This is a genomic window from Komagataeibacter saccharivorans, from assembly GCF_003207825.1.
GTDB classification, from domain to species: Bacteria; Pseudomonadota; Alphaproteobacteria; order Acetobacterales; family Acetobacteraceae; genus Komagataeibacter; species Komagataeibacter saccharivorans.
In genome coordinates, this window is sequence record NZ_NKTY01000008.1 from 1 (window position 1) to 23,130 (window position 23,130).

Here is a 23,130-nt window from a genome sequence, read left to right on the forward strand (position 1 = left end):
CAGATGGCCAACAGCAACGCCGTCAGAAGGGCGGCATAACAACAACCAGGTATAGCTTATCAAGCCCGCAAAACTGTCCGAACGGACGGGTCCACCTCTTGATATCGTCGCGCCGATGGTCGGCATAGACGAACGTCAAATAGTAAGACCGGGCGTCGTTCGAAGGATCGCCATTAAACATTTTGTCCCATTCCAGCAGGTCGCGCCGCAGCGGCGATCCGACATCGCCGCTGCGGGTCCAGACCGCCGACACACAGGTCGAAACACGCTCAACGCGCACAATCAACCGCCCATTGAGAAACGCCTTTCCATCGAGCTCCTCGTTGAACATCGTATTACCGTTGTAAGACTGCTCTTCTAAAGACTCCGGTTTGGCGCCCGCGTGTGCGGTGCCGCCGATACAGACAGCGCAAATCAGGCTCAGGATAGCGCGGATCATCAATATCGTTCTTCCAGCATAAGTGTAGCCTCGTCGTGGCGTCTCTTGACCAGACCGTTCATCATCTTGCCTTTCGAGCGCACCTGCTCCTCGATGATCCTGACGGCCTTGCGTTTGTCGCCGGTGTTAATAGCAGCACGGACACCCGGCCAACCTCTTCCTGGATTGTAGACGAACGAAACGAAGGCGTCGAACTCGTTTTGTGTCAGGTAGACATGGGTACCCCGACGAACGATCGCCTCTCATAACCAGACCCACGCGTTACGCCGGAGACCAAAGTCCGATATCAGGCAAATAAGAGCGACATAAATCGTCCGCCATGAAGGCGATCACCGCCTGTCTGCTTGATGTTCACTGAACAGACAGGCAGGTAAGGGGGGTAAGCGGATGGTCTGTTTCTGGAACGCCAACACATGGAAACAGACATTTCTGTATTCCATGTTGGTGAATTCCCGGCTCCTACCCGTCGCGGTCAATCTCTCTTCCCGCCCGCACCTCGGGGTCATTTTCAAAGGTATGCAGAACGGCTGACCAAAATGCCCGCAGGCTTGGAAAGCTGCCCCAGTTAGGTGGTTCTTCAATATCCGCCGTGGGGTCCATACCGAGCACAGCCCAACTGACGCGATCGAGGTCCATATCGCTATAGGCCAGTAACGTCCTTAATTCGTTGACTGTCTGCTGCTTGAACGGCAGGCGATGCATGCGCGGCGCATCTTCAATGACCTCGAACAGTGTATCGCCAAAGAGCTCAGGATCCTCGCCAAACGAGCTCGCGCCCAGATTAGAGAGACGCGGAAACAGGTCGAGAATATCATATTTAGTCAAGTTTAACAGTTTGGACATAGTAGATCATTCCATTGTGTTCTTTTTTGACAATTGTAACTTGAATGCGCCGCGCAGTCTTGCGCTGCCGATTGGCCCTCTCGATGACGACAGTTCCTCCCCCTGAGGTGTGTCCTTCAAGGAGGATTGCATTCCCATCTCTGGCGTTTTTGAGCCAGCCATCAATCCTGGAGCTGTTATCCTTGAGCACTTTGTGAATAGCACGTTCGGCTTCTTCCTTCGACGTGAAGAATGAAACAACAGGACGTTTATCCTTTGTGAACCGGCGGTCGATATATGCCTCTGTCGGGTCGACGTGCTTGAGCAAGACATGGCCGCCTCCCTTTTTACGGTCATGTAACGGCGCTTCATGATGGTCGAGATTGAGCCGCTTCTGTCGATGGGATGGAAATGGTTTGACCTGACGCTTTTGAACGACAATTCATCAAAAGCATTTTCGGGCTACCACATGGTGATAAACCTTGCGTGATAATAACGCGGCACGTTGATCTTCACACCACCTATTGCGCCCCGAATGCCTGCACATGGGCACCGCTATCCCTTTGGGCGAGCCCCTGCCCTGTTCCCACCGCGCATTGACACAATACGGACAAATATAGTCACGATAGGGAGAGCGTCCCAAACAGGTCGCCCCCGCCAGGAGCATACCTGACCTGAGAACAGTTCCCAATCCTTCGGTCGCCAACAACGATGACTGGCGCAGCAGCCATAAAGGACATGACGATATGAGCCCCTATCGCACCATCAACCCGGCTACCGGCAAGACGGAAAAGGTCTTTGACCTTCATGACGACAAGACGATGCACGCGAAACTGTCCACCGCCCATCAGTTGTGGGAAAGCGACTGGCGGCACCGTTCCATCGCGCAGCGCAAGGCAGTCATGCTCAAAGCTGCGGAAATCCTGCGCAAGGACAAGGAGAAGCACGCCCGCCTGATTTCCATCGAAATGGGTAAGATTCTGCCCGAAGCCATCGGGGAAATCGAGCTTTCGGCTGATATCCTCGCCTACTACGCGCAAAAGGCTGAAACCTTCCTGGCACCACGTGAACTGCCGGTATCCCGGGGACACGCCATCGTCACTAACGAACCGCTGGGCATCATCTATTGCGTGGAACCCTGGAACTTCCCCTATTATCAGTTAGCCCGCGTCGCGGCCCCCAACCTGATGGCGGGTAATGTCGTAATGGTCAAACACGCGCCCAGCGTGCCACAATGCGCGGTGGCGTTTGAAGAACTGTTCCGTGAAGCAGGCGCACCCGAAGGTGCCTATACCAATCTGTTCATTACCAATGACCAGTCGGAAAAGCTGATCGACTGCCCCGAGGTACGCGGCGTCGCCCTGACCGGAAGTGAACGCGCCGGTAGCGCCGTTGCATCTCAGGCGGGCCGTGCGCTGAAGAAAAGTACGATGGAATTGGGCGGATCGGACGCGTTCATCGTGCTGGATGATGCCGATCTGGATAAAGTCGTGCCGCTGGCCATCAGTGGGCGCATGTCCAATAACGGTCAGGTCTGCACCGCCGCCAAGCGGATGATCGTACATAAGTCGCTGGTTGAGGAATTCACGTCACGTCTGAAAACGGCTGTGAACGAATTCGAGTATGGCGACCCGCTGGAACAGGGTGTCAGCCATGGACCGATGAGCAGTCAGGCCGCCATGGAACGGGCCATTTCACAGGTGGAAAAAGCCGTATCCCACGGGGCCGAACTGGTTGTGGGCGGCAAGAAGATCGACCGCGAAGGTTTTTTCATGAAGGCCGCGATCCTGACCAGCATCACCAGAGACAACCCCATTTTCTATGAGGAAATATTTGGGCCTGTCGCCATCATCCATTCCGTCGGGAGTGACGATGAGGCTGTCGCTCTGGCCAATGATTCACCATATGGCCTGGGTGGTTCCATCCAGACCAGCGATGTAGAGCGTGGCCGCCGCGTTGCGGCACGGATCGACACGGGCATGGTGTTCATCAACAACATTACCGGCACTGCGCCCGACCTGCCATTTGGCGGGATCAAGAACTCCGGTTATGGCCGTGAACTTTCCGAATTTGGTATTGAGGAATTCCTGAACCGCAAGCTGGTTCATACTCCCTGATCCTGCGTGAGGATTCCGCCCCCTGTCGCATGTCGGGGGCGGTTTTCCATATACCACTTTTATGTCGGACACATGCGACACCGCTGGAGTGGAGGGCATGCACCGCTACGGCGTTGACTGAAACGTCTTTCGTCCTTCTGAATCCAGTGCGGCAAAGTCTTCGTCGGATAGAGTGATGTCAGCGGCGGCGACGTTCTGCTCCAGATGTGCAACCTTCGATGTGCCGGGAATTGGCAGCATTACCGGACTGCGTTTCAGAACCCATGCCAGTGCGATCTGGCTGGGATGGGCACCGTATTTCCCTGCCATGGTGTCCAGAACTGAGCCCGGCTTCGCAAGGTCACCAGCCGCGAGCGGAAACCACGGAATGAACCCGATGTTCCGGGCGGCGCAATAATCGAGCACGTCCTCGCTGGTACGATCAACGAGATTATAACGGTTCTGGACGGTTGCTACGTTAAAGAATTTCGATGCAGCCTTGATGTCCTCAATGGATACTTCGCTCAATCCCGCATGACGGATCAGTTTCTGGTCAATAAAGGATCTGATCGCATCGAACTGCTCGTCCGCCGGGACCTTGGGATCAATCCGATGTAACTGCCACAGATCGATCTGCTCGACGCCGAGGTTGCGCAGGCTTTTATGCACCTGCTGAAGCAGATATTCCGGCCGCCCGACCGGCTTCCAGATATCCGGCCCCGAGCGGGTCAGGCCGCCTTTCGTGGCGATCACGATGCCCTTGGGATAAGGATGCAGCGCCTCCCTGATCAGCCATTCCGAGACATCCGGCCCATAGGCGTCCGCCGTATCGATAAAATTGACGCCAAGTTCGGGAAGGCGCTTCAGCGTGCGGATGGCCTCGTCATGATCGGCTGGCGGCCCCCATATGCCTGATCCGGTGATGCGCATTGCGCCGAAACCGAGCCGGTGAATGGTAAGATCGCCGCCGATCGCAAAATTACCAGATCTGGTGGCGTTGCCGGATGAATGGGTCATGGCCCTCGTTCCTTTTTTCCAGCAGATGGTTTGCAATCGGTTATTCGGTCAGGCCGCAAAGCCGCCATCGATGTTGTATGCGGCACCAGTGATGATGCCTGCTTCTGGTCCAGCAAGATAGGCGACCAGCCCCGCAATTTCCGCCCCCGTAGCATGGCGTTTGATTGCCATGAAGTCGTGCATCACGTCCTTCAGCGGACCATCGGCGGGGTTCATGTCGGTATCGGTGGGGCCGGGCTGAACGACATTGACGGTAATGTCACGCGCCCCGAAATCGCGCGCCAGTCCCTTGACCATACCTTTCAGTGCCGCCTTGCTGGCGCTGTAGGCTGCAAGACCAGTCATCGGCATACGGTCGGCATTGGCCGAGCCGATGAAGATGATGCGGCCGCCGTCCGGCATATTCCGTGCGGCAGCAACCGCCGCGTGGTATGCGGCATGGGTATTGATGCGGAAAAGCCGGTCGATGTCATCTGGCGGCATTTTCAGTGGGTCGCCCGCACCAAGAATTCCGGAATTGACAACCAGCACATCCAGAGGACCAAGCGAGACGATCAGCGCGATGAGAGCATCGCGCTCGCCGCTATCGGCGCGCAGGGCCCTGCTCCCGGTCTCGGCCGCCAATGTCTGGGCATCGTCAGGGGAGGAGAAATACGTGAAAACGACTTTCGCGCCATCCGCTGCGAAGCGACGGACAATGGCAGCGCCAATCCCGCGGCTGCCGCCAAGCACGAGGACGGATTTGCCATGAAAACTGCTCATGACCGTGTTCCTGCCGCTGTCATTATGTCCGTCAGTCTATTGAATGCCGACTGATAGATGTGTGTTGGCATTCTGGCCTCCATCCCGGCTGCATGCCCGGCAGCCGCTTCAAACTGACCGCACCACCGGATAAAGGTACGGTTGCCGTCGGTTACGGGCAAAAGCGCGATTGTCGAGCGGTAGTTTCGGATCGGCAAAGCCGATTCAATGATCGAGAACGTCACCGCATGATCCACGTCGGACAGCGCCAGAAGCTGTTCACGAATGACGCCGACATCGCCCATTTCAAGGCGACGGACCGCGCCGACACGGTCGCCGGGATCATCGCCTTCGATCACGCAGCTTTTCACGCCTGGCAACCAGCGACCAAGGGCACCGAAATCACGGATCAGTCCCCAGACGGATGAAACGGATGCAGGAATGACGCTGCTGGCCATAACATGGATCATGGAGTAGCCCCCTCTAATATCTGTCGGGTCGCTCATAACGACTGGCCTCCTGTCACCTCGATACGTTGACCATTCACCCAGCGCATGTCGTCAGACAGAAGCGCGCGGACCGCCGCCCCGATGTCATCGGGCTGACCGACGCGTCCCAGGGGCGTGATCTCTGCGAGGCTCCTGTTGATCCCGGCATCGTCACGGACCAGACCGCCGCCGAAGTCCGATGCGACCGCGCCGGGGGCGACGGCATTGACGGTAATGCCGCGTTCGCCCAACTCTTTCGCCATATAAAGGGAGATGACTTCAGTTGCGGCTTTCATGGCCGCGTAAGGACCATGATCGGGCAGATAGAAGCGCGTCGCGGCAGAGGTGATGTTGAGAATGCGGCCACCATCGCGGATCAGCGGAAGGAGCGCTACCGTCAGCAGGTATGGCCCCTTGAAGTGGATGTTGTACTGGTTGTCGAGCTGTTCGGATGTCGCGGCGTCGAAGCGTGTGTGAATGATGTTGCCTGCGTTCTGGACGACATAATTCAGTTCCCGCTGCCCGAACTCGTTTGCGAGAAGGGCTTTGACCTGCCCTGCAAAATCCGTGAACGACGCGTGGTTCGCAATGTCCAGTTGCAGCATGTGCAGCTTTGCATCCTCCTGACTGAGGGCGGCTTCCGCTGCTTTCGCCTCGCCTTCATTGGCATGCCAGGTGCCGATCACGCTGATGCCGGCGGCGGTCAGATGCTTCGCGATGCTGTAGCCGATGCCGCGATTGGCGCCCGTGACGAGTGCGATTTTTGAGGTGCTCATGATCGGATTCCTTGAGGAGGCATGGCGTTGTGTTCCGAAAAACACTATTTCCATACCGACCGATCCATAAAAGAAGCGCGACGTAGGGTCAAGAAATTATGGATTGTTCGATACATAATTTAGGCGCCGTAGCCACCCAGCCTTGCTTCCGCCAGTTCGTCAGCGCTTTTGGGACCGTTTTCCTGCTCCCGGCTTCACCGCGTTGACATCCCACAATGTCAGGAGAGACGTGATGGCCGCATCCAGTTTTTTTGACGTCATCCCGTCCCTGGCTTCGCATGTCATGCCGTGAAAGAAGATTGTGAGAATATCAGGCAGAATATCGGTCGCCGCAGACGCTTTTAATTCGCCAATGGCGATGGCACGTTCCACGCAGGCTCTGATTCCTGCACGCGTGCGCTGTCGTTCCGCAGCGAGCAGAGTCTGAACGGGTTCGTTTTCGGGTGAGCAGTTGCTGGCACCAGACACGACCAGACACCCGGCCGGATGTGCGCGGGCAGACTGCATACGTGCCGAACCGCGCAACGTCCGTTCGATGGCTTCGCGCGGTGACAGGCTTTCATCCCATAAAGGCGCCATGACCTGCCCATACGTCGCCAGATAATGCTGCACGACTTCCCGGAACAGGGCTTCCTTTGAGCCGAACGCGGCATAGAAACTGGCAGGCGAAATATTGCCCATGCTGGCCTTGAGCTGGGTCAGGGAGGTTGGTTCGTAGCCCTGCGCCCAGAAGAGCGCCGTGGCGGCTTCAATCGCCCTGTCGCGGTCAAATTCACGGGGACGCCCGGTCCGCGCCATGTTATCGCTCCTGTGGAAAGACTTCCATATTAATTGGTCCAGAAATTATTGCCAAGACTACTGTCTCCCTATATGCGTATCGTCCGGTCCATAATATGGGTGGTCCATGACCCCGACCATCCCGATACCCACGCAAAAAAACCGATGAGCGACTGCCGGTCTGCCCGCACTGGCCATAACCGGCTTCATCTGCATCATGACCGAAACCCTGCAGGCGGGCCTGTTGACTGAAATTGGCGCTGATCTTCCAGATCAGGCCGAACCTTGTCTATCAGAGGGAAAATGCCTGCCTTCCAACGCACCTCGGCGACTTTCAAAACAAACGTGACCTCTGCCGCAGTGAACTTCGACGCCTTCATGAAACTCTCCCCCCCGATACGGGACCATAAGTGGAAAATTTCAACTCAAAATGGCCGTGTTTCAGGACGTGAGGCACGACAACACCAATCAACGGCGCTTCAATCCCGCGGCCTGTAGCACATATTGTGCAATGCACAATTTATGAAAATCCTACTGTTACATTTCGTGTATATTTTAGCTTCGATGTCTGTTTTTATTGCAGATACCGCTACAAAAACTGGAACAGTTACAGATGGGAGTTCTTTTATAACATTTTCTTTATGGCCTGACCTTCCCGTCAGCCACAGGCGTTAGGCCGTGTGTCAAACCATGGGAGTATTTATGGGATGAGCGCGGCATTTGCCATCTCTCTTGCGCTAACGGCAATTCTGGCCGTTATTGTTCTGATCGCCCGGTTCCGTCTGAACCCCTTCATTGTTCTTTTCATCGTATCCATCGCCCTTGCCCTTTTTGCAGGCATGCCGGCAGATCATGTCGTTGCGTCCTTTGAAAATGGCGCGGGCCATGTGCTGGGCCATGTTGGCACCGTCATCGCGCTTGGCACCATGCTGGGCAAGATGCTGGCGGAATCTGGCGGGGCAGACCGTATTGCACTGACCATATCCGGGTTTGCAGGGCGCGAACGCGTGGACTGGGCCATGATGGTGATTGGCCTGCTGATCGGCCTGCCGGTGTTTTTTGAGGTAGGCTTCGTGCTGCTCATTCCGCTGGTGTTCGTGCTGGCTGACCGCACCAATATGCCCCTGCTGCGGGTGGCGTTACCTATGGGGGCGGCGCTGTCGGTCACGCATGCGCTTATTCCGCCGCATCCGGCGGCGTTGCTGGCCCTTAGCGCGTATCACGCCAATATCGGCCATACGATCATGCTGGGTATCGTGATCGGCACGCCCATCGCGGTGATTGCCGGGCCGGTCTTTGGCCGCTTTGCCTCCGCCCGCGTGCCGCTGACCGGGGTAAACCCACTGGCGGAACAGTTCGTGAAACACGAACCGGCAGCCAATATGCCGAGCTTTTTCCTGACGGTGTTTACCATCCTTTCGCCTGTTGTCCTGATGCTGGTCGGATCGCTGGCCGACCGGATCACGACGGTACACGGCACGGCCAATACCGTGCTGCATTTCGTGGGCAATACGGACATAGCGCTTGCGCTGGCAACACTGCTGTCCTTTTACGTGCTGGGGGTGGCGCAGGGATTTTCCGCCGCCACCATCCTGCGCTTCACTAACGAATGCCTTGGTCCCACGGCGCTCATCATGCTGCTGATCGGCGCAGGCGGCGGCTTTGGCCGGGTGCTGATCGACAGCGGGGTATCGCGCGCCATTACCGATGCAGCTCTTGGCGCGCATATGCCACTGCTGGTGCTGGCGTGGGTTCTGGCGGCCATCGTGCGTGTGGCGTGCGGGTCGTCCACCGTGGCGATGGCGACGGCGTCCGGTATTGTCGCCCCCATTCTGGAACACAGCACCGGGGTTTCACCCGAACTCATGGTGCTGGTGACCGGGGCGGGATCGGTTGCCTTCGGCCCGATGAATGATGCCGGTTTCTGGCAGATCAAGGAATATCTGGGCCTGACCGTACCGCAGACCATCAAGACATGGTCAGTCCTGGAAACGCTGATTGCCGTATGTGGACTGGTCTTCTGCCTTATTGCGTCGATTTTCATACATTAATGGGGCGCATCCTCATGTTTCCTGCTACCGCAATTCCAGTGCGTGCCCGTTTGGCGCGCCTGCTGGCCGGTCACGTGCGTCACGTTGCGCGCACGGCCCTGTATACACTGCCACTTGCGCTGGGCTGCATGTTGTATGGTACCCCACGCGCCGGGGCACAGGTCATGGACCGCGATATCGGTTCGGCCCCCAGCCTGCTGGTGTCACGCCCACTGCCCAGCCATGCCACGCGCAAGACTACCGTACCGCCGTTTTCCGAACCGGAAGCGGTGGCGCCTAACCCCGTGTCAAAATGGCTGCGCCGTCGGGGAATCAACTTCCTTGTGGACAACACCAACGAATTCGCGGGCGCCATAACCCCGCCCACGCGCGGCAGTACGCCGGGGTTCAGCAATTACAAACAGGGCGCAAGCAATGCCGGGCAGTACGCCATGCAGCTTGACATGGACTGGGACAAACTGGCGGGCTGGCACGGGTTCGCCACCCATATGGTAACCGTTGGCCGTTATGGTACGACGGCCAACCGCATGTTTGGCGACTGGCTGAACCATGCGTCCGAAGATTATGGCGGCGGCGGTAACGTGGTGGTCCACCTTGTCTATGCCTATGGTGAGGAAACGCTTCTGGGCGGGCGACTGGCGATTGCAGCGGGCCGCATGGCCGAAATATCGGATTTTGCGGCCAGTCCCCTGTTCTGCAACTTCCAGAACGGCAGTATCTGTGGTCGCCCCAAGGGCATTACCGACACCAATTTCGCCGCCGGCTACCCCGCATCCACATGGGGATTCCGCGTGCGCGGCCGTCCCGCGCGGTCCGTCTATGTGCAGACCGGGCTGTACCCGATTGAAAACGGGATTTATCAGGTGTTCCAGCACCGGACGGGATTCAAGTTCAACGGCGCGAACATCATCGGTTATGCCGCGCCGATAGAAACCGCATGGGAACCTGTTTTCCGTCACGGCACGCTGCCGGGGCATTATAAATTCGGTGCACAACTGTTCAGCACGCCACAGAGTGACAATTACCTTGATGTAAATGACGCGCCTTACGGACTGACGGGCCGCAAGCAGAAACAGCATGGCGCGTCATGGTCCACATGGGTAATGTTTGACCAGCGCCTGCTGCATTACCATGACAAGGATTCCGGCCTGACCGCGCTGTCCGGCGTGATCTATAACGATCCGCGCACGTCACTGCGCAAATACCTTGTTTACGCGGCGCTGCTCAATCGCGGTGCCTTCCGCGCACGTCCGTATGACACGATGGGCTTTGCCCTGACCTATACACGGATTGCCGATGGCGTGACGCTGGCGGAACAGGACATGATTGATAGCGGCAAAAGAAGCAGCCTGCCCAACCATGCAACCGGCGTGCAGCGCGACACCGTCGTCATGGAAGCGAACTATGCCATACATGTCATGCCGGGTGTTATCTTCACCCCGTTGTTCGAATACTATATTCACCCCAACGCCCAGTCCAACCTGCGCGACGCTGCATTGCTCGGTTTTAAAAGTCATATCCAGTTGATGTAAATAATAATATCTATTTTATTTCGGAAGTCCGATGCGATTGTCATCCATGCGGTGAGAAGTAGCGACCACCACCTGAAGCGGAAACGGATCTGGGTTTCAGCGCATGACCATACAGAACCGTATATGACAAAAATATTGAAATAACAGCCCCCATACCGCCAATGAACGATGGAAACACGCTGTTCAAACTGGGCGAAAATATAATACTGATAAAATTAGGCGGGTATTTTTATATGCAGGATTCTCTGGCCAGATGTGTTCCTGGGCAATGGAATCCTTCATATATCTTTCTCATATGATTCCGATAAATAATTATTATTGAATTTCCTGAAATCCGTACACCCCGTCATCTGACTGCATGACCGCCGATGCCCGAAATGGGATTTGCCCCGTTTCCATTCGCGGACTTGCTTTTCATCATCAATCCTGTACCGGTTGGTACACACACAACCATTTGGTACGGAGTCGCCCATGCCTACACCGCCCCTTCCTCCCTTCACCGCTGAAACTGCTGCCGAAAAGGTCCGGGCAGCCGAAAACGCCTGGAACAGCCAGGACCCTGCCCGCGTGGCGCTGGCCTATACGCCAGACAGTAACTGGCGGAACCGCACCGAGTTTTTACAGGGACGTGACGCAATCACCGCTTTTCTTACCCGCAAATGGTCGCGGGAACATGAATACCGTCTGGTCAAGGAATTATGGGGATTCAGGGTTAACCGGATGGCGGTCCGCTTTGCGTATGAATGGCATGATGATGCGGGGCAGTGGTTCCGCTCCTACGGGAACGAGTTGTGGGAGTTCGATGACGATGGCCTGATGCGCCGCCGGGTGGCGTCAATCAACGACCTTCCCATTGCCGAAACGGACCGCAAACTGCTCTGGTCTGGCACGCAGCGCCCGCTTGATTACCCCTCACTGAGCGAACTGGGGCTGTAACCATGGCCCGTCTGGTCAGTGAAAAGGCCGACATCATTCCCCAACTGGGGGAAGTGTTCCGTGAACATGGGTATGAAGGGGCAAGCCTTGCCCTGATTTCGCGTGCAACCGGTCTGGGGAAAGGAAGCCTGTATCATTTCTTTCCCGGCGGAAAGGAGGAGATGGCGGCAACCGTTCTGGCGGAGATTGATGGCTGGTTTGAACGGCATATCTTCGCCCCGCTGCGGGCGACCGACCAGCCCCGCGATGTGATCGAGGGCATGTTTGGCGCGGTCAGTGACTATTTCCGCTCGGGCCAGCGGATCTGTCTGGTTGGTCTTCTGGGACTGGGTGACAGCCGTGACCGCTTCGCGGTCGTGATCGAAGGCTATTTCGTCCGCTGGATCACAGCACTTGAAACCGCGCTGGTCCGGCTGGGACACTCCGCACCCAGGGCACGCGAACAGGCGGAAGAAGTGGTGGCGGGGATTCAGGGGGCCATCGTACTGGCGCGGGCGCTCGGGTCCCCCGCCACTTTCAGCCGTACCCTCGCCCGACTGAAGGCGCGCATGCTGGCCGGATGATACACTGCGCCATGTCGCGGCAATTCAGGGATGGATCAGCAGTCGCAGTACTCCCGCCACCACGGCCAGCGCGCTGACACCCCCCACCCACAGGGCGACAAACCACAGTAACCGGGTCCCCAGCGACCCAAGGGGGCGATGCCTGAACGCCCCCTTCAATGGTAAGTCTCGCCATGCACGCTCACCGGCCCGCGGAATACATGATAGGCATAGGCCGTGTAGGTCAGGATCAGCGGCAGCAGCACCAGCGCACCCACCAGCAGGAAAGCCTGACTGGTCGGCGGTGCCGATGCATCCCAGATCGTCATGCCGGGTGGGACGATGTAGGGCCATATATTGATGCCCAGCCCCGTAAAGGACAGGAAAAACCACCCAAGGGCACACAGGAACGGAATGCGGCGTGACGTCCTGCCACGCAGGGCACGGAACATCGTAATGGCCAGCGCCACAACCGCTACGGGAACCGGGGCGACAAACAGGATGCGCGGCCAGTCCGTCCAGTGCTGCATGTAAGTCGCGTGCAGCGCCGGGGTCCACAGGGACACAACGCCGATCATCAGCAGCATGAGGACGGACAGGATACCCGCCCATTTACGCATGGTGGTCTGCAGGTCGCTTTCCGTACGCCAGACAAGCCAGGTTGCCCCCAGCAATGTATAACCGCAGGCAACCGCCACGCCGCAGAACAGGGGAAAAGGGGCAAGCCAGTCAAGGCTTCCGCCGACAAAGGCATTGTTCTCGACCCTGATCCCCCCGACAAGTGTGCCCAGAATCACGCCCTGCATGATTGCGGCGATCAGTGACCCCACGAAAAACCCCGTATCCCACAGGTCCCGGTTGCGCTCCGTATGCATTCTGGAACGGAATTCAAACGCGACACCCCGGATGATAAGCGCGAACAGCATGACCAGAACCGGCAGATAGAGCGCAGGCAGGATGGTGGCATAGGCATTGGGAAAAACGCCATACAGGGCCGCCCCGCCGAATATCATCCACGTCTCGTTCCCGTCCCATACCGGGGCGACCGTCTGGACCATGAGGTTGCGATGTGTCCTGTCGGGTTCGGCAAGGAACAGGATGCCAAGCCCGAGGTCGAAACCGTCAAGGACCACGTAAATGAAGATCGCCATGGCCGCCAGAACGGCCCACACGATAGGCAGCCAGTACGTCGCACCGGTCGGGTCCATGGTCATTCTCCTTCACGGGTGGGACGGGATGGCGGAATCGTATCGGAAATGGGGGCCGCCATCGCGGCCGCGCGCTGGGGCTGATGACGGTCCGGGGCAGCTTCATTGACGTGGGGTTCTTTCATGAAGCCCCGCAGCAGGATGCTGATGCCGGATGCAAAGACAATGAAATAGACGATGACAAAACTGACCAGCGTGCCCGCCACCGCACCGCCCGGAACGGGGGAAACACTGTCCGCCGTCCGCAGCAGGCCATAAACGGTGAAGGGCTGTCGCCCCACCTCGGTCGTGACCCAGCCGCACAGCAGGGCGATAAACCCGGCGGGCGCCATGATCAGGGCCGCACGCTGGAGCAGGACATCCGACCACAACCGCCCCCGCCAGCGCAGCCAGACGGAATAGAAACCAAGGACCGCCATAAGCATGCCCAGCAGGACCATGATGCGGAAACTGAAAAACACCACATAGGACGGCGCGCGCTGGTCGCGGGGGTAGTCCTTCATCCCCGGCACCTTGCCCGAAAGGCTGTGGGTCAGGATCAGTGAACCGGCATAGGGAATGGCGATGCGGTAGCGCGTGACCTCATTCTGCATGTCCGGAATGCCGAACAGCAGTTCCGGCGCGTAGCTTTCGGACTCCCAGTCCCCTTCCATCGCGGCAATCTTGGCAGGCTGGTATTTCAGCGTATTCAGCCCCTGCGTATCGCCCGCAAGGATCTGTACGGGGGCGACGATCGCAGCCATCCACATGGCCATGGAAAACATGATCCTGACTGCTTCCGTTGGCTGCTGCCCCGCCCTGCGCGCGCGCAGCAGGTGCCACGCGCCCACACCCCCCACCAGCAGCGCGACGGACAGGAAGGCCGCCAGCGCCATATGAACCAGCCGGAAGGGGAAAGATGGATTGAAGATGATCGCCCACCAGTCATGCGGGATAAAACGCCCTGTCCCCGCTTCCATCGTATAGCCCTGCGGGGTCTGCATCCACGAGTTGGAGGCGAGTATCCAGCTCATGGAAATCAGGGTGCCGAGCGACACCACGCAAGTAGCGAAGAAATGCAGTTTCGGGCCGACCCGGTTCATGCCGAACAGCATGATCCCCAGAAAACCGGCTTCCAGAAAGAAGGCGGTCATGACTTCATAGCCCAGCAGGGGACCAAGAATGGGGCCGACCTTTTGTGAAAACCGCGCCCAGTTGGTGCCGAATTCGTAAGACATGACCAGGCCGGACACCACACCCATGCCAAAGACGATGGAAAAGGTGTGCAGCCAGTAGCGGAACAGGTCCAGATAGACCTGCCTGCCGGTTTTCAGCCACAGCCCCTCCAGCACCGCCAGAAAGGCGGCGAGGCCAATGGAAAAGGCCGGGAAGACGATATGAAATCCGACAGTAAATGCGAACTGCAGTCGCGCCAGAAAAAGGGAATCCAGTCCGGCCACGGAAAATCTCCATTCTGCTGGGAACGGGCCTGCTTTCCGCCCGCAGGCGCAGATAACGCATGCAGCCGCAAACATGGGGCCAGAGAAAAAGGCCGCTTCCCCTGCAACGGGTTCCGTTACGCATAGTTGCGTTTTTTCAGGGGCAGCATGTCGGTCGACGTACGCCATCTGATTGTTTACGAAGCCAGCCCGCCCCCATGCGTTCAACAAGACGTGGCTGGCGTGCATGCTGCATTTATGACAGCGTTTTTTCCTGTCGCCCCATCACAGCCGACAGGATCAGCCCTTCACCGGGACGTTCCCGATTCCGGTTTCCGGCAGGCTCATGACCGAAATACCCTTACCGGAACCCGGCTGGACATGATCGCAGGGCCGTCCTTCTTTCGGTGTGGAAAGACCGGCTCCGGTGTGAAGGCTGACAGACGGGAGAACATCAACCGGGATGCGGCAACCGGCGCAATGCCGGTGTCATGCCACAGTATTGCGACCGACCTGCGCAACCGCGCGCGCCACGCGCCGTTATGGCGCGCAATACCTGACCACCCCGGATTATCAGAAGGACCACGTTCAATGGCTTATGCGACGATCAATCCGTTTACGAATGAACAGATCAGGATCTATCCCAATTCCACGGATGCCGAAGTTGATACGGCGCTGGATCAGGCCCACGCGGCATTCCTGTCATGGCGCGGAACATCCTTTGCCCAGCGCGCGCAGGTCATGCAGAAGGCCGCCGACATCCTGCGCCGCGATATCGAAAAATATGCCGAAATCCTGACGCGGGAAATGGGAAAGCTCATTTCGGAAGCCAGGGCCGAAACCGAGCTTTCCGCCGCGATTTTCGAATATTACGCCAAAAATGCCGAAAGCCTGCTACAACCGCAGGACCTGCCGGTCGCCAGCCGCGATGAAGGCCGCGCCAAGATCGTATTCCAGCCGCTGGGCATCCTGCTGGCGGTTGAGCCATGGAATTTCCCCTATTATCAGGTCGCCCGCATTATCGCGCCGCAGCTTTCGGCGGGTAATACGGTGGTGCTGAAACATGCGTCCAACGTGCCGCAATCCGCCGCCGCCATGGACCAGTTGATGATCGAGGCCGGACTGCCCAAGGGCGGGTTCCGCAACCTGTACCCCACGCATGATCAGGTGGCCCGCATCGTGGCCGACCACCGCGTGCGCGGCGTGGCGCTGACGGGGTCCGAGGGGGCAGGTGCGAAGATCGCCGCCGCCGCCGGTTCGGCGCTGAAGAAATCCACCATGGAACTGGGCGGGTCCGATGCCTTCATCGTCCTTGAGGATGCGGACCTTGAGAAAACCATCAAATGGGCCGTATTCGGGCGGCACTGGAATGCCGGTCAGGTCTGCGTATCCGCCAAGCGGCTTATCGTTGTCGATCAGGTCTATGACCGGTTCGTGCAGGGATATCGGGATGGCGTTGCGAAACTGAAGATGGGCGATCCCATGGACCCGGCGACAACACTGGCCCCGCTGTCATCGCAGGGCGCGGTGGATAACCTGAAAAAACAGGTGGAAGGCGCCATTGCAGGCGGTGCGAAGGCAGAAGAAATCCCGCTGCCCATGCCCAATACCGGCGCATTCTTCCGCCCCGTGATCCTGTCCGACATCGCGGAAGACAACCCCGCGCGACGGGAGGAGTTTTTCGGCCCGGTAACATTGCTGTTCCGCGCGAAGAATGAAGAAGACGCGATCAACATCGCCAATGATTCACCCTACGGTCTGGGCGGTTCCGTCTTTACGAAAGACGAGGCGCGGGGCGAAGCCGTGGCGGCGAAGATTGAAACCGGCATGGTGTACGTCAACCATCCTACCATGGTGAAGGCCGACCTGCCCTTCGGGGGCGTGCTGCGTTCGGGTTACGGGCGCGAACTGATCGGCCTTGGCATCAAGGAATTCGTCAATGCCAAGCTGATTGACGTGGTGGATATCGACGCGCCGTTCTGAGATACCGTGGCACCTCCTTCCATGACCACAGGAAAATAAGTCCGGATTACGGATAGAAAACTCTGCTTCGGAATGACCGAACGCATGGCGTCTGCCGAAAGGCAGGCGCTTTTTTTATGGGCTGACCGCAGCAGGCATATTCCACGATGATCGGGGGATAATGTTCCCTCGCCGCTGGCAATCAGGCCCACTCCCCCCACCCCGATCGCATGCCCGTCTTCCGTTACAGGGGAACGGACCCGCAGGCGTGTACCCTCTATCCCACCCTTGTCCATCAGGGGACATAATCACGATCAGGGCGTGTATTTTCATCCCGAAGGTCGAAACCGGGTTCATAGGCCCGCGCTCCCCTTCACCGCCCGGCCTGTCCACGTTTCGATGCCGCCACAACAAACAACGTGAAGTTACGTGGATAGCAGGATGGCATTCCGGCTTATTTCACGCGGAGATATGAACGTACCAACCCGTTAATATATATAGATATTATGATCGGTTTTGGCCGATTTCCACCCCTGATCCGCTTTAAACGAGCCCGTTCGTGCTATGTGACATATCTGCATCGTACCGTGCATATCGATATTTAACATGTAATAACGTTGTTTAAACAAAGTTCCACGCTTGACACGGTCCTTTGTCGTGAATTAACTCGCCATCAGATGTGGTTTTTATCGGTTTAACTATCTGCTTCGTGTTTTTATGCGCGATCGTAGGCGAGGAATTAAAAAAATGGGCGTGCAACTTGGACGTCGTTATCTTCTTACGTTCAGCACCGTGATTTCAGTCGTAGCCTGCCCGTCCCTGGCCGCGGCAGCCACCTCGCAAGACGATTCCGTACTCGCGCTCCGCCGCGAAATGCTGGAAATGCGCCGCCAGATGTCGGCTGAAATCCAGCAGCTCCGCGCGCGTGTCGTCCGTGACGAAGGGCCGGGCGCCCTGCGCCCCGCAACGCTGGCGAAACGTCAGACACAGGTGGCCCGCGCGGCCGCGCAACCCGTGCCATGGTCGGGACCGCTGCCGGTCATCGGCGATGTCGAAGGGGGAGACCGCCCGCCCAGACCCCGAACCGATGCGGAGACACGCACCGCCCTGTCCGAAGGGCCGATCCCGTCATGGGCTGAATTCAAGGCGGCCACGACGCGCGATGAAAACGTGCATATCGGCGGCATGAGCATCGGCTTCCCGTCGGGACGCCCGACCATCGCATCCGATGACAAGGCCTATGCCTTTTCCGTGGGGCTGCTGGCGCAGGAAGATATCGGCGGGTTCATGGGGGCTGGTCCCCGTGGAAGCGAGGCTAAGGGCAATTTCAGCAACCTGACCGAAAACGCCCGCCGCCTGCGCCTGTATTTTGCGTGGCGGTACAAGGACTGGGTCGTAAACCTGACGCCGGATTTCGGTTCAAGTTCGGTCGATGGCTCCGTTTCACTGTTTGAAGCCAACCTGAACTATACCGGCATCAAGCATACGACGCTGACGGTAGGGTATTTCCAGCCCCGGTCGGAAGAAGAAAGCGCCGAACGTTCGGGCGCGTTCGAGTTCCTGGAGCGCCCGACCATTGTGGATCTGGTGCGTAACCTTGCCGGTGGTGTCGCACGCTTCAGCGTCGGTGGTGAACATTACGAGGATCGCTGGCTGGTCGCCGCCTATTTCACGGGCCAGAAATTCGGTGATCGCAACAAGGACACAACAATCGTCGACAGCCAGACCGGCGGTGTCTTCCGTATTGCGGGACGGCCGTATGTCAGCAAGGACGTGGATGTCTATCTCGGCGCGGGTGCCACCAGCGCATTCAAGGTCAACCAGAACAGCAAGGGCCGCACCTATACCTTCAGCGACAATGTGGAAGTCCCGCTGGGGGAGACAAGCCTGCTGACATCGGGGGCGTTAAGCGACGTGGCCCAGATCTGGGCGGCGGGGCCGGAACTGGCGCTACGCTGGCGGCGGTTCCTGCTGAAGGGGCAATATTACCATGTCGGTGTGCAGCGCGGGCATGAAACCAATGCCGAACAGCTCCCCTCCCTCGGCTTTGATGGGTGGTATGTCGCCGCCAACTATACCCTGCTGGGCAAGGGACGCGCGTTTAACGCCAAGACCGCAGCGTTTACCACGCCGGGCGTGGTGGAGGATTTCGACCCGTTCCGCAACCACTGGGGCGCGCTTGAAATTTCCGGGCGGTGGAGCGTGACCGATCTGGATGGCGTGGCCAGTCAGGGTGGCGCAGGCATCAACGGTGACCAGCAGACCGTGTGGGAAGCCGGGCTGAACTGGTACCCGACCCGGCATGTGAAGTTCATGGTGGATTACGACCACTTCATCGTCAGCCGTTCCAAGGGTGTTTCGGGCGGATACAACGTGCTGGGCCGTGATGGCAACGCACTGGTGGGCCGTGTTCAGGCATCCTTCTGCCCCCTTGCGCGGTTACTGCGTGAATACTTGCGAAACCCGGTCACTACCAACAATAACAGGGAGATATTCCAATGGTTACCAAAACGCGCCTGACACGCCGTGGCCTGTTGCAGGCAACCCTTGCGGGTGGGGCGGCACTGGCGCTGCGCCCGACGCGGGCATGGGCTGCGACCGGCCTGCTCAATGTATCCTATGACCCGACACGCGAACTCTATCAGGACATCGACCGCAGCTTCTCGCGCTTCTGGGCGGAAGGGCATGGTGGCGCCCCGGTCCAGATCCGCACGTCGCATGGTGGATCGGGCGCGCAGGCCCGTTCCGTGCTGGAAGGTGCGCCCGCCGATATCGTGACCCTTGGCCTGGCCTACGATATCGATATCCTTGCGCAGAATGGCCTGCTGGCCACCAACTGGCAGACACGCCTGCCCCATAATTCAACACCGTTCACCAGCACCATCGTTTTCCTTGTGCGCAAGGGAAACCCCAAAAACATCCATGACTGGCCCGACCTGATCCGCGATGGCGTGCAGGTCATCACCCCCAACCCCAAGACATCGGGCGGCGCGCGGTGGAACTATCTGGCGGCATGGGGCTGGGCGCTGAACCAGCCCGGCGGTTCGGCGGACAGTGCGCGTGCGTACCTCAAGAAGCTGTTTACGCATGTGCCGGTTCTGGATACCGGGGCGCGCGGCGCGACCAACAGCTTCGTCCAGCGCGGTCTGGGTGACGTGCTGCTGGCATGGGAGGACGAAGCCCTGCTTGCCACGCGCGAAATCGGGCCGGACCAGTTCGATATCGTGGTGCCGCCCGTCACCATCCTTGCCGAACCCCCCGTCGCGGTGGTGGACCGCAATGCGCAGGCGCATGGCACGACGGAAATCGCACAGGCCTATGTGCAATACCTGTTCAGCGACGCGGGGCAGAAAATCGGCGCGAAACATTATTTCCGCCCCGTCACCCCGGCCATACTGGCTGAAAACCGCGACAGGTTTCCCGCCGTGCATACATTCGACATCGCAAGCCTGGGCGGGTGGACGAAGGTGCAGAAGGAACACTTCGCTGATGGCGGCATCTTTGACAGCATCTATACAAAATGACCGGCGCGCGCGCATTCCCGCTATGGCTTCCGCGTCGGCAGCATGATGCGCTGCCAGGGTTCGGGCCGGGACTTGCCCTGACCCTGTTCTGGCTGGGCACGATGGTTGTCCTGCCCCTTGCCGCCCTGATCGTGCGGCCATGGGGTGAAGGACTGCATAGCGGCATGCAAGCCTTCGGGCATGCCGCGCATGACGGGCGCATGCTATCCGCGCTGGGCACAAGTTTCGGCTCGGCCCTGATGGGGGCGCTGGCCGATCTGGTGCCGGGCCTGCTGATCGCATGGGCGCTGGTGCGCAGCGACATTCCGGGGCGGGGGCTGATCGATATGGTGATCGAACTGCCCTTCGCCCTGCCAACCGCCGTGGTCGGCATCACGCTGGCGACGCTGTATGGCCCGAACGGGTGGATCGGCGGCCCGCTGGCGCATCTGGGGGTGCATGTCGCCTTTACGCAGTCGGGCATCGTTCTGGCCCTTATGTTCGTGGGCCTGCCCTTTGTTGTCCGCACGGTTGCCCCGGTCCTGCGCAACCTGCCACGCGATGTGGAGGAAGCAGCCGAAATACTGGGGGCCAGCCGCGTGCAGATCGTGACGCGCGTGGTCCTGCCCGCGCTCTATCCCGCACTGGTCACGGCCTTCGGCATGGCGTTCGCACGCGGGATCGGGGAATACGGGTCGGTCATCTTCATTGCGGGGAACCAGCCGTTCCATACCGAAATCGCCCCATTGCTGATTGTCATCCGCCTTCAGGAATATGACACGCAGGGCGCCACGCTGATCGGGCTTGTACTGGTGGCGATATCGCTTGTTTCACTGGCCGCGATACGCCTGCTGCAACGCCACCTGTCCCATGGCGCGGGCTGAAAAAGGAAAATCCGATGGCGCGCTTCATATTCGCATCCGCCGTGTACCTGCTGATCGGGCTGATCGTGATCCTGCCGGTGGTACTGGTGTTCGTGATGGCGTTTTCCCACGGTCTGGCCACCGCGCTGGCGACATTTGCCGATCCTGATGCGCTGTCGGCCATACGGCTTACGGTCATCATGACGGTGCTGACGGTCGCCATCAACACCGTGTTTGGCGTCATGGCGGCGTGGACCCTGTCACGCTTCCGCTTTCCCGGCCGGGGGGCGCTGATCGTGCTGATTGAACTGCCGCTCAGTGTATCACCCGTCGTGGGGGGGCTTGTCTGGCTGCTGGTATTCGGCACGCAGGGGTGGTGGGGGGCGGCGCTGGAACGCTGGGGCTATCCCGTCATGTTCGCCCCACCCGGTATCCTGCTGGCTACGGTATTCGTCACCTTCCCGTATGTTACGCGCACCCTCATGCCCGTGATGATCCATAACGGACGCGAGGGCGAGGACGCGGCCGTGCTGCTGGGGGCGGGATTATGGCAGATCCTGTGGCATGTCACCCTGCCCGGCGCGCGCCTTGCGCTGCTGTCGGGCGTGCTGCTGACAACAGCGCGGGCAATGGGCGAATTCGGCGCGGTTTCAGTGGTGTCGGGCCATATTCCCGGCCTGACGGAAACCATCCCGCTGCATATCGAAACCCTGTATAACGGTTACCAGACGGTGGCCGCCTTCACCATGGCGGGACTGCTGGCGATCATGGCCATGCTGGTCGTCACCGCCCGCACCCTGATCGAACGCCGCGCAGGCGCAAGGGGACTCATCGCATGAGCGTACATCTCGATCACATCATCCGTGTCAGCCCGCAGAACGGGCGGCCAATCGTCAACGACGTTTCCCTTACGGTGGAAGATGGCAGCTTTACCGCGCTGGTCGGGCCATCGGGGGCGGGCAAGACATCGCTGCTGCGCGTGATTGCGGGGCTGGACGGCCATCAGGGCGGCACGGTTTCCATTGATGGCGCGCGCGTGGACAACGTGAACGCACGCGACCGCAATATCGGCTTTGTCTTTCAGCATTATGCCCTGTTCGCGCATATGACCGTGGCGGCCAATATCGGTTTCGGGCTGAGCATACGCCCGCGCCGCAGCAGGCCCGGCAGGGCTGAAATCGAACGCCGGGTTGCGGAACTGCTGGAGCTTATGCAGCTATCGGGCATGGGATCGCGCTATCCGCATGAACTGTCCGGCGGGCAGCGCCAGCGGGTGGCGCTTGCCCGCGCGCTGGCAACTGAACCGCGTGTCCTGCTGCTCGATGAGCCTTTTGGCGCGCTGGACCCGGTTGTGCGCAGGCAGATACGCGGCTGGCTGCGCGACCTGCATGAACGGCTGGGGCTTACGACCATCCTTGTCACGCATGACCGGCAGGAAGCCACCGAACTGGCGGACACCATAGCCCTGATGCGCCACGGCCGCGTGGTGCAGACCGGCACCGCCCAGCAGCTTGAAGATACGCCCGCCGATCCATTCGTGATGGAGTTCACCGGCGATGTCATCCGCATACCGGGCCGGATCGACAGGGGACTGTTCGTAGCCGACATGCCCGATATCCGTGCATTCGCCGCCAATGCGGCGGACGGGCGCGGCGAAGTCCTGATCCGCCCCGCGGATATCCGCCTGCTGCCCGATGCGGGCAGCGCCATGGCATGGCTGCGCCAGACGCGCGGCATGATCGGGACATATGATTTCACCACCGGCACGCAGACGCTGCGTTTTGAAACCGTGATACCCGCTGGCGCGGCGCCGATCATCGTCAACTGCGCGCTGGATATATCGGCAGGCCGCATCGCGCAGGGTGATGGGTGGATCGAACGGCAGGAAACCGGCGTGGCGCAGCCCGCAACGCCCCAGTCCACCGGACCGTAAGAATAGCCATCGCGCGGACTGAAAAC

23 protein-coding genes and 1 pseudogene are annotated in these 23,130 nt (G+C 59.1%); 12 read left to right on the plus strand and 12 right to left on the minus strand.

Features of this window, described 5'->3' with window-relative positions; genetic code table 11:
* Positions 1–22: 22 nt before the first annotated feature.
* The 4 genes from CFR79_RS06710 to CFR79_RS06720 all read right to left on the minus strand — a co-directional run bounded on the left by CFR79_RS06710 (position 23) and on the right by CFR79_RS06720 (position 1,589).
* Positions 23–439, minus strand: coding sequence for a hypothetical protein (locus CFR79_RS06710; protein ID WP_258373439.1), 417 nt, complete (start codon positions 437–439; stop codon positions 23–25).
* Complete coding sequence (locus CFR79_RS16380) at positions 439–675, minus strand: glycoside hydrolase family protein (RefSeq protein WP_408884563.1); 237 nt, start codon at positions 673–675, stop codon at positions 439–441. The genes CFR79_RS06710 and CFR79_RS16380 overlap by 1 nt, the downstream gene beginning before the upstream one ends.
* 223 nt (positions 676–898) lie before the next feature.
* Complete coding sequence (locus CFR79_RS06715; protein WP_174234172.1) at positions 899–1,282, minus strand: hypothetical protein; 384 nt, start codon at positions 1,280–1,282, stop codon at positions 899–901.
* Complete coding sequence (locus CFR79_RS06720; protein ID WP_258373440.1) at positions 1,257–1,589, minus strand: RNase A-like domain-containing protein; 333 nt, start codon at positions 1,587–1,589, stop codon at positions 1,257–1,259. Before CFR79_RS06720 ends, CFR79_RS06715 begins: the two co-directional genes overlap by 26 nt.
* A 418-nt stretch (positions 1,590–2,007) precedes the next feature.
* On the opposite strand from CFR79_RS06720, the gene CFR79_RS06725 reads away from it, so the two are divergent.
* Positions 2,008–3,378, plus strand: a complete 1,371-nt coding sequence (locus CFR79_RS06725) for an NAD-dependent succinate-semialdehyde dehydrogenase (RefSeq protein WP_110547329.1) — start codon at positions 2,008–2,010, stop codon at positions 3,376–3,378.
* Positions 3,379–3,483: 105 nt separating this feature from the next.
* Here CFR79_RS06725 and CFR79_RS06730 read toward each other — a convergent pair whose 3' ends face one another.
* The 5 genes from CFR79_RS06730 to CFR79_RS06750 form a co-directional block, all read right to left on the minus strand.
* Positions 3,484–4,374: an aldo/keto reductase gene (locus CFR79_RS06730; RefSeq protein WP_110547330.1), complete on the minus strand. Its 891-nt coding sequence runs from the start codon at positions 4,372–4,374 to the stop codon at positions 3,484–3,486.
* Between the two features lie 48 nt (positions 4,375–4,422).
* A complete protein-coding gene (bdcA, locus tag CFR79_RS06735; protein WP_110547331.1) occupies positions 4,423–5,136 on the minus strand; it encodes an SDR family oxidoreductase in 714 nt (237 codons plus the stop codon).
* The gene (locus CFR79_RS06740) at positions 5,133–5,585 is read right to left on the minus strand and encodes an SRPBCC family protein (RefSeq protein ID WP_110547332.1); all 453 of its coding nucleotides are present in this window, start codon (positions 5,583–5,585) and stop codon (positions 5,133–5,135) included. The genes bdcA and CFR79_RS06740 overlap by 4 nt, the downstream gene beginning before the upstream one ends.
* A gap of 32 nt (positions 5,586–5,617) precedes the next feature.
* On the minus strand, positions 5,618–6,379 hold the full coding sequence (locus tag CFR79_RS06745; RefSeq protein ID WP_110547333.1) for an SDR family NAD(P)-dependent oxidoreductase: 762 nt from the start codon (positions 6,377–6,379) through the stop codon (positions 5,618–5,620).
* A 159-nt stretch (positions 6,380–6,538) separates the two neighbouring features.
* Positions 6,539–7,177, minus strand: coding sequence for a TetR/AcrR family transcriptional regulator (locus CFR79_RS06750; RefSeq protein WP_110547334.1), 639 nt, complete (start codon positions 7,175–7,177; stop codon positions 6,539–6,541).
* A 106-nt stretch (positions 7,178–7,283) separates the two neighbouring features.
* Between CFR79_RS06750 and CFR79_RS16385 the strand changes: the two are divergent.
* From CFR79_RS16385 to CFR79_RS06770, 5 genes and pseudogenes are all read left to right on the plus strand, one after another.
* Positions 7,284–7,424: pseudogene (locus tag CFR79_RS16385) on the plus strand (MFS transporter); the annotation flags it as partial.
* Positions 7,425–7,863: 439 nt separating this feature from the next.
* A complete protein-coding gene (locus tag CFR79_RS06755; RefSeq protein ID WP_110547335.1) occupies positions 7,864–9,207 on the plus strand; it encodes a GntT/GntP/DsdX family permease in 1,344 nt (447 codons plus the stop codon).
* Positions 9,207–10,739, plus strand: coding sequence for a carbohydrate porin (locus CFR79_RS06760; protein WP_181417386.1), 1,533 nt, complete (start codon positions 9,207–9,209; stop codon positions 10,737–10,739). Before CFR79_RS06755 ends, CFR79_RS06760 begins: the two co-directional genes overlap by 1 nt.
* 471 nt (positions 10,740–11,210) lie before the next feature.
* Positions 11,211–11,675, plus strand: coding sequence for a nuclear transport factor 2 family protein (locus tag CFR79_RS06765; RefSeq protein WP_110547337.1), 465 nt, complete (start codon positions 11,211–11,213; stop codon positions 11,673–11,675).
* Between the two features lie 2 nt (positions 11,676–11,677).
* Complete coding sequence (locus CFR79_RS06770; protein WP_110547338.1) at positions 11,678–12,238, plus strand: TetR/AcrR family transcriptional regulator; 561 nt, start codon at positions 11,678–11,680, stop codon at positions 12,236–12,238.
* A 24-nt stretch (positions 12,239–12,262) separates the two neighbouring features.
* Here CFR79_RS06770 and CFR79_RS06775 read toward each other — a convergent pair whose 3' ends face one another.
* Genes CFR79_RS06775 through CFR79_RS06785 form a run of 3 tightly spaced genes read right to left on the minus strand, consistent with a single transcriptional unit; the run spans position 12,263 to position 14,864 of the window.
* A complete protein-coding gene (locus CFR79_RS06775) occupies positions 12,263–12,397 on the minus strand; it encodes a DUF2474 family protein (protein WP_174234174.1) in 135 nt (44 codons plus the stop codon).
* A complete protein-coding gene (cydB, locus tag CFR79_RS06780) occupies positions 12,394–13,425 on the minus strand; it encodes a cytochrome d ubiquinol oxidase subunit II (protein WP_110547339.1) in 1,032 nt (343 codons plus the stop codon). Before cydB ends, CFR79_RS06775 begins: the two co-directional genes overlap by 4 nt.
* 2 nt (positions 13,426–13,427) lie before the next feature.
* Positions 13,428–14,864, minus strand: coding sequence for a cytochrome ubiquinol oxidase subunit I (locus CFR79_RS06785; protein ID WP_220030247.1), 1,437 nt, complete (start codon positions 14,862–14,864; stop codon positions 13,428–13,430).
* Between the two features lie 570 nt (positions 14,865–15,434).
* Here CFR79_RS06785 and CFR79_RS06790 point away from each other — a divergent pair.
* The 6 genes from CFR79_RS06790 to CFR79_RS06815 all read left to right on the plus strand — a co-directional run bounded on the left by CFR79_RS06790 (position 15,435) and on the right by CFR79_RS06815 (position 23,104).
* Positions 15,435–16,826 (plus strand): NAD-dependent succinate-semialdehyde dehydrogenase, encoded by a 1,392-nt coding sequence (locus CFR79_RS06790; protein ID WP_110547340.1) that lies wholly within the window; start codon positions 15,435–15,437, stop codon positions 16,824–16,826.
* 726 nt (positions 16,827–17,552) lie between these two features.
* Positions 17,553–19,325, plus strand: coding sequence for an OprO/OprP family phosphate-selective porin (locus CFR79_RS06795; RefSeq protein ID WP_110547341.1), 1,773 nt, complete (start codon positions 17,553–17,555; stop codon positions 19,323–19,325).
* The gene (locus CFR79_RS06800) at positions 19,304–20,329 is read left to right on the plus strand and encodes a sulfate ABC transporter substrate-binding protein (RefSeq protein WP_110547342.1); all 1,026 of its coding nucleotides are present in this window, start codon (positions 19,304–19,306) and stop codon (positions 20,327–20,329) included. The genes CFR79_RS06795 and CFR79_RS06800 overlap by 22 nt, the downstream gene beginning before the upstream one ends.
* Positions 20,326–21,192, plus strand: coding sequence for a sulfate ABC transporter permease subunit CysT (gene cysT / locus CFR79_RS06805; protein WP_110547343.1), 867 nt, complete (start codon positions 20,326–20,328; stop codon positions 21,190–21,192). Before CFR79_RS06800 ends, cysT begins: the two co-directional genes overlap by 4 nt.
* 14 nt (positions 21,193–21,206) lie before the next feature.
* Positions 21,207–22,010, plus strand: coding sequence for a sulfate ABC transporter permease (locus CFR79_RS06810; protein ID WP_110547344.1), 804 nt, complete (start codon positions 21,207–21,209; stop codon positions 22,008–22,010).
* Entirely contained in the window at positions 22,007–23,104 is a 1,098-nt protein-coding gene (locus CFR79_RS06815) for a sulfate/molybdate ABC transporter ATP-binding protein (RefSeq protein WP_110547345.1), read from the plus strand. Before CFR79_RS06810 ends, CFR79_RS06815 begins: the two co-directional genes overlap by 4 nt.
* Positions 23,105–23,130: the final 26 nt, after the last annotated feature.